The organism is Pseudomonas sp. 5P_5.1_Bac1 (genome assembly GCF_025466015.1).
In the GTDB taxonomy this organism is placed as follows: domain Bacteria; phylum Pseudomonadota; class Gammaproteobacteria; order Pseudomonadales; family Pseudomonadaceae; genus Aquipseudomonas.
In genome coordinates this window covers 244,313-250,922 of record NZ_JANLNX010000059.1, presented here as the reverse complement: position 1 = coordinate 250,922, position 6,610 = coordinate 244,313, and the positions used below count along the sequence as shown (strand labels likewise).

Genomic DNA, 6,610 nt, shown 5'->3' with positions numbered 1-6,610 from the left:
ATTCACAAAGCCAAAACCAAAGCCAAAACCAGGACCAAAGATCACCATCCCCGCAATTCCGTGAAGAACCATAAAAAAGCCCGGTCGAGCGCGAGGCAATCGACCGGGCAGCACACCCAAAGGAGCAAAAAGGGGTGTCAGGCAGGGAAAAACAGTTGAATCACGCCACCGCAGCCAGTTGCGCCTTGGCCTGGTTCAGGCCCTTTTCGTGGAAGTCGCCGCCCATGTTCAGGCCTTCGGCGTGAATAAAGGTCACATCGTGGATGCCGATGAAGGCCAACACCTGGCGCAGGTAAGGTTCCTGATGGTCGCTGGAAGCACCGGCGTGGATGCCGCCGCGGGCGGTCAGGACATAGGCGCGCTTGCCGGTCAGCAGGCCTTGCGGGCCGGTTTCGGTGTACTTGAAGGTGATCCCGGCGCGCAGCACATGGTCCAGCCAGGCTTTCAGAGTGCTGGGGATGGCGAAGTTGTACATCGGCGCCGCCAGCACCAGCACGTCGGCGGCCAGTACTTCGTCGGTCAATTCGTTGGAACGGGCCAGGGCCTGCAGTTCGTCGGCGCTGCGTTGGGCTTCGGGCTTCATCCAGCCACCGAGCAGGTTGGCATCCAGGTGCGGCACAGGATCCACCGCCAGGTCGCGCAGGGTGATCGTGTCAGACGGGTTGGCGGCTTGCCACTGGCTGACGAAATCGCGGGTCAGTTGGCGGGACACCGAATCCTGCTGGCGGGCGCTGCTTTCGATGATCAGTACGCGGGACATGAAGGTTGCCTCCATCGGCAAGGTCGCTAAGTCGATGGAGGCAAGATTAATGATTGACCTATCGATAAAAAAGCGTAAAAACTCGGTTAAATCTATCAGTTAATTTGTTTATTGCGCTTTGCAGTCCACCGCGATGCGCAGCTTGAGAATCTCGCGGTTGAATTTGACGTTGCTGTCGACGCTCTGTTTCGCCGGCACCTGAACCCGCCGTACACGCGGCGCTTCGGGGCCGTTGCGGAAGGTCAGCTTGCACTGTGCGGCGACGTCGCCGTAGTTGTTCAGGGTGATCGAACCCATGTCGTAAGCGGTGTCATAGGTGGTGGTATCGATCTTGATGCCGCTTTCCAGGTGCTTTTCCACATCAATGGGATAGGCCCCAAGCGCCGTGAGCGGAAGCAAGGCCAGCAAGGCAAGACAACTTTTCTTCATACGGCGCTCTCCACGCAAAGAGCGCAGCTTAGGACAACAGGAGCCGAAGATGAAAGCGCCGCGCGTTACCCTGGATCAGTGGCGGACCCTGCAAGCCGTGGTCGATCACGGCGGCTTCGCCCAGGCCGCCGAAGCCCTGCACCGCTCGCAATCCTCGGTCAGCTACACCGTGGCGCGGATGCAGGACCAACTGGGGGTGCCGCTGCTGCGGATCGACGGGCGCAAGGCGGTGCTCACCGATGCCGGCGGCGTGTTGCTGCGCCGCTCGCGGCAACTGGTCAAGCAGGCCAGCCAACTGGAAGACCTCGCCCACCATATGGAGCAGGGCTGGGAAGCCGAGGTCCGCCTGGTGGTGGACGCCGCCTACCCCAACGCTCGCCTAGTCCGCGCCCTGAGCGCGTTCATGCCGCAAAGCCGCGGCTGCCGGGTGCGTCTGCGCGAAGAAGTGCTGTCCGGCGTCGAAGAAGTGCTGCACGAAGGCATCGCCGACCTGGCCATCAGCAGTTTCAGCATCGCCGGCTATCTCGGCGCCGAGTTGAGCGCGGTGGAGTTCGTCGCCGTCGCTCACCCCGAGCATCCCCTGCACCGCCTGGGCCGGGTGCTCAACTTCCAGGACCTGGAAAGCCAGTTGCAGGTGGTGATCCGCGATTCCGGCCGCTCGCAGCCCCGCGATGTCGGCTGGCTCGGCGCCGAACAGCGCTGGACCGTCGGCAGCCTGGCCACTGCCGCCACCTTTGTCAGCAGCGGCCTGGGCTTCGCCTGGCTGCCGCGCCACCTGATCGAACGCGAGCTGCGCGAAGGCGTGCTCAAGCCATTGCCGCTGGATCAGGGTGGCAGCCGCCATCCACTGTTCTACCTTTACTCCAACAAAGACAAGCCCCTGGGCCCGGCCACGCAGATCCTCATCGAATTGCTGCGCAACTTCGATACCGCGCCGCTGGACGTTTCCTTCGCCGCTCCCGCCCAAGCCTGACAGGTAACGCCCATGGCCTACTTCGAACATGAAGGTTGCACACTGCACTACGAAGAATATGGCCGGGGCGACCCCCTGGTTCTGCTGCACGGCCTCGGCTCCAGTTGCCAGGACTGGGAATTCCAGGTCCCGGTGCTGGCCGCCGATTACCGCGTGATCCTCCTCGACCTGCGCGGCCACGGCCGTTCCGACAAACCCCGCGAGTCCTACAGCATCGCCGGCTTCAGCGCCGACCTGATGGCCCTGCTGGAACACCTGCACACCGGCCCGGTGCATCTGGTGGGCCTGTCCATGGGCGGCATGGTCGGTTTCCAGTTCGCCGTGGACCACCCCGGCTGGCTGCGTAGCCTGACCATCGTCAACAGCGCGCCGGCAGTGAAAGTGCGCAGCCGAGACGATTACTGGCAGTGGGCCAAGCGCTGGACCCTGGCCCGTGTTCTCAGCCTCAGGACCATCGGCAAGGGCCTCGCCGCGCGGCTGTTCCCCAAACCGGAGCAGGCCGAGCTGCGACGCAAGATGACCGAGCGCTGGGCGAAAAACGACAAACGCGCCTATCTCGCCAGTTTCGACGCCATCGTCGGCTGGGGCGTGGAGGAACGCCTGGGGCGGATCGACTGTCCCACCCTGGTCATCAGCGCGGACCACGACTACACCCCGGTAGCGCTCAAGGAGCGTTACGTCGGCCTGATTCCCGGCGCACGACTGGCGGTCATTGCCGATTCACGGCACGCTACGCCGCTGGACCAGCCACACCACTTCAACCAGACCCTGCTGCAGTTTCTCGCTGCGGCGCCAACCACCTCTCAAGGATCATTGAGTTCATGCTGAAGAAAATCCTCATGACCGCCTGCTCGGTCGCCTTTGCCAGCAGCCTGATGGCAGCGGAAAAAAATCCTCATGTGCTGATGGACACCAGCTTCGGCCAGGTCGAAATCGAGCTGAATGCGGAAAAGGCGCCGATCAGCACCAAGAACTTCCTGCAGTACGTCGACAGCGGCTTCTACAACAACACCATCTTCCACCGCGTGATTCCGGGCTTCATGGTCCAGGGCGGCGGCTTCACCGAGCAGATGGTGCAGAAAGACACCAAGGACCCGATCCGCAACGAAGCCAGCAACGGCCTGCACAACACCCGCGGCACGCTGTCCATGGCCCGCACCTCCAACCCCAATTCGGCGACCAGCCAGTTCTTCATCAACGTTGTCGACAACGCCATGCTCGATCCCGGCCGCGACGCCGGCTACGCGGTGTTCGGCAAAGTGGTGAAAGGCATGGACGTGGTCGACCTGATCGTCAATTCGCCGACCACCGTCAAAAAAGGCATGCGTGACGTGCCCGCCGATCCGGTGTTCATCAAATCGGCCAAGCGCATCGATTGATCGCGACGTCACAGGGATGTGACCCGCTGGCGGCGCGCTTGGCCCTCAAACAGGAGTGACCTTCTACATGCTGTTCCGTCGTTTCGAGCAGTTGATCGACATCTTCCGCGAGGCGCCCACCGCGGCGCCGCCCACCACGGTCCTGCCCTTCTATCTGTATTACCTGCGTCAGGTCTGGCCGACGTTCGCGGTACTGATGGTGCTGGGGCTGATCGTGGCGCTGATCGAGGTGGCGCTGTTCAGCTACCTGAGCCGGATCATCGACCTCGCCCAGGGCACGCCCAACGTCAATCTGTTCAGTGAACACGCGGGCGAACTGACCTGGATGCTGGTGGTGGCGCTGATCCTCAGGCCGGTATTCATCGGCCTGCATGACCTGCTGGTGCACCAGGCCATCAGCCCCGGCATGACCAGCATGATCCGCTGGCAAAACCATACCCATGTGCTCAAGCAGAGCCTGAATTTCTTCCAGAGCGACTTCGCCGGGCGCATCGCCCAGCGCATCATGCAGACCGGCAACTCGCTGCGCGATTCGCTGGTGCAGGCCATGGACGCGCTCTGGCATGTGTCGATCTACGCCATCAGCTCACTGGTGCTGTTCGCCGAGGCGGACTGGCGGCTGATGATTCCACTGCTGACCTGGATCGCCTGCTACATCGCCGCGCTGTACTACTTCGTGCCGCGGGTGAAGGAGCGCTCAGTGGTGTCCTCCGACGCCCGCTCCAAGCTGATGGGCCGCATCGTCGACGGCTACACCAACATCGCCACCCTCAAATTGTTCGCCCACACCGACTTCGAACAGCAGTACGCCCGCGAAGCGATTCGCGAGCAGACCGAAAAGACCCAACTGGCCAGCCGCGTCATCACCAGCATGGACGTGGTCATCACCAGCCTCAACGGCCTGCTGATCGTCAGCACCACGGGCCTGGCCCTGTGGCTGTGGACCCAGTCGCTGATCACTGCCGGCGCCATCGCCCTGGCCACCGGCCTGGTGATCCGCATCGTCAACATGAGCGGCTGGATCATGTGGGTGGTCAACGGCATCTTCGAAAACATCGGCATGGTCCAGGACGGCCTGCAGAGCATCTCCCAGCCGGTGAGCATCACCGACCGGCCCGACGCGCCGGCGCTGAAAGTCGAGCGCGGCGCGGTGCGTTTCGAGCACGTCGATTTCCATTACGGCAAAGGCAGCCGGATCATCAGCGACCTCGACCTGGACATCCGCCCCGGCGAGAAGATCGGCCTGATCGGGCCGTCCGGCGCCGGCAAGTCGACCCTGGTCAACCTGCTGCTGCGCCTCTACGACCTCGAAGGCGGGCGCATCCTCATCGATGACCAGGACATCGCCCAGGTCACCCAGTCCAGCCTGCGCGGACAGATCGGCATGATCACCCAGGACACCTCGCTGCTGCACCGCTCGATCCGCGACAACCTGCTGTACGGCAAGCCCGACGCCAGCGATGAAGAACTGTGGGCCGCGGTACGCGGGGCGCGGGCCGAGGAGTTCATTCCGAGCCTGACCGATGCCCAGGGCCGCACCGGCTTCGATGCCCATGTCGGCGAGCGCGGCGTGAAGCTCTCCGGCGGTCAGCGCCAGCGCATCGCCATTGCCCGCGTGCTGCTGAAGAACGCGCCGATCCTGATCATGGACGAGGCGACCTCGGCGCTGGACTCGGAAGTCGAGGCGGCGATCCAGGAAAGCCTGGAAACCCTGATGGAGGGCAAGACCGTGATCGCCATCGCCCACCGCCTCTCGACCATCGCGCGGATGGATCGCCTGGTGGTCCTGGAAAAAGGCCGCATCGCCGAGATGGGCAGCCATGCCGAGTTGTTGGCGCATCAAGGGCTGTATGCGCGGCTATGGCATCACCAGACCGGCGGTTTCGTCGGCGTCGATTGACGACCGCCGCGTTCAGCCCTGTCGGTACGGCAAGGCTGAACGGGCTTCCTCGGCGTAAGCCAGCACCCCGACACGTTCCTGACGCAGGAAATCATCCACCGCCGTGCGCAGGCCGGGATGCAGCAGGTAATGCCAGGACCGGGTGATCACCGGCTCGAACCCGCGAATCAGTTTGTGCTCGCCCTGGGCGCCAGCGTCGAAGCGTTGCAGCCCTTCGGCGATGGCGTAGTCCATGCCCTGGTAGAAACAGGTTTCGAAATGCAGCCGGTCGAACTCGGCCAGGCAACCCCAGTAGCGGCCATAGAAGCTGTCGCCCGCGACCAGGCTGAACGCCATCGCCACCTCGCGCCCGCCCTGCACGGCCATCACCACCCGAATGGCGTCGGGCATGCGCTCGGCCAGCAGGCTGAAGAAGGCACGGGTCAAATACGGCGCGCGCCGGCGCACCGCGTAGGTATTGGCGTAGCAGGCGAAGACGAAGTCCCACTGCCCCTCGCTCAACTCGGCGCCGCGGTACCAGCGGAACTCGATGCCCTGCCCCGCCACCTGTTCGCGCTCCTTGCGCATCTGCTTGCGCTTGCGCGAACTGAGGGCGTCGAGAAAATCCTGGAAATCCCGGTAACCCTGGTTGCGCCAGTGGAACTGGCAACCGAGGCGCTCCAGCCAGCCGTCGCGGTGGCGCAAGGCGTCGTCGCTGGCATCATCGGTAAAATTCACATGCAGGCTGGACAGCCCCTGTTCCAGCAACGATTCCTCTACCTCATCGAGCAAACCGGACAGCGCCTCTGGCGGCCCCAGCAGGCGCGACCCGCCCACCGGCGAGAACGGCACGGCGCAAAGCAACTTCGGGTAATAACCGATACCAGCCCGCTCGCAGGCATCGGCCCAGCCGTGATCGAACACGTACTCACCGAAGGAATGGGTTTTGACGTAGGCCGGCATGGCCGCCAGAAGCGCGCCGTCGGCGGCGGTGAGGATGCGATGGGACGGCGTCCAGCCGGTGCGCGGGCTGACGCTGCCGCTGTCTTCCAGGCTGGTGAGAAACGCGTGGCGCAGGAACGGCTGGTCACCGGGAACCAGGGCATCCCAGGTGGCGGCGTCGAGATCGGCGAGGTGATTCAGGGTCAGGATCGGCATGGAGTGGAGTGTGCCGGGTTGGCGGGCAGAAA

General features: G+C 63.7%; 7 protein-coding genes. 4 read left to right on the top strand and 3 right to left on the bottom strand.

The window, feature by feature from the left end:
* Positions 1-160: 160 nt before the first annotated feature.
* Complete coding sequence (locus tag NTD82_RS14605) at positions 161-760, bottom strand: FMN-dependent NADH-azoreductase (protein WP_262129209.1); 600 nt, start codon at positions 758-760, stop codon at positions 161-163.
* Between the two features lie 108 nt (positions 761-868).
* Entirely contained in the window at positions 869-1,189 is a 321-nt protein-coding gene (locus tag NTD82_RS14600) for a 3-phosphoglycerate kinase (RefSeq protein ID WP_095153867.1), read from the bottom strand.
* A gap of 49 nt (positions 1,190-1,238) precedes the next feature.
* Here NTD82_RS14600 and NTD82_RS14595 point away from each other — a divergent pair, with 49 nt between their 5' ends.
* The 4 genes from NTD82_RS14595 to NTD82_RS14580 all read left to right on the top strand — a co-directional run bounded on the left by NTD82_RS14595 (position 1,239) and on the right by NTD82_RS14580 (position 5,441).
* Positions 1,239-2,162 (top strand): LysR family transcriptional regulator, encoded by a 924-nt coding sequence (locus tag NTD82_RS14595; protein ID WP_262129208.1) that lies wholly within the window; start codon positions 1,239-1,241, stop codon positions 2,160-2,162.
* A gap of 12 nt (positions 2,163-2,174) precedes the next feature.
* Positions 2,175-2,990 (top strand): alpha/beta fold hydrolase, encoded by an 816-nt coding sequence (locus NTD82_RS14590; RefSeq protein WP_262129207.1) that lies wholly within the window; start codon positions 2,175-2,177, stop codon positions 2,988-2,990.
* A complete protein-coding gene (locus NTD82_RS14585) occupies positions 2,984-3,541 on the top strand; it encodes a peptidylprolyl isomerase (protein ID WP_095153870.1) in 558 nt (185 codons plus the stop codon). The genes NTD82_RS14590 and NTD82_RS14585 overlap by 7 nt, the downstream gene beginning before the upstream one ends.
* 67 nt (positions 3,542-3,608) lie before the next feature.
* The gene (locus NTD82_RS14580) at positions 3,609-5,441 is read left to right on the top strand and encodes an ABC transporter ATP-binding protein (RefSeq protein ID WP_262129206.1); all 1,833 of its coding nucleotides are present in this window, start codon (positions 3,609-3,611) and stop codon (positions 5,439-5,441) included.
* Between the two features lie 12 nt (positions 5,442-5,453).
* On the opposite strand, the gene NTD82_RS14575 is transcribed toward NTD82_RS14580, so the two are convergent.
* Positions 5,454-6,578 (bottom strand): GNAT family N-acetyltransferase, encoded by a 1,125-nt coding sequence (locus NTD82_RS14575; RefSeq protein ID WP_262129205.1) that lies wholly within the window; start codon positions 6,576-6,578, stop codon positions 5,454-5,456.
* Positions 6,579-6,610 lie beyond the last annotated feature (32 nt).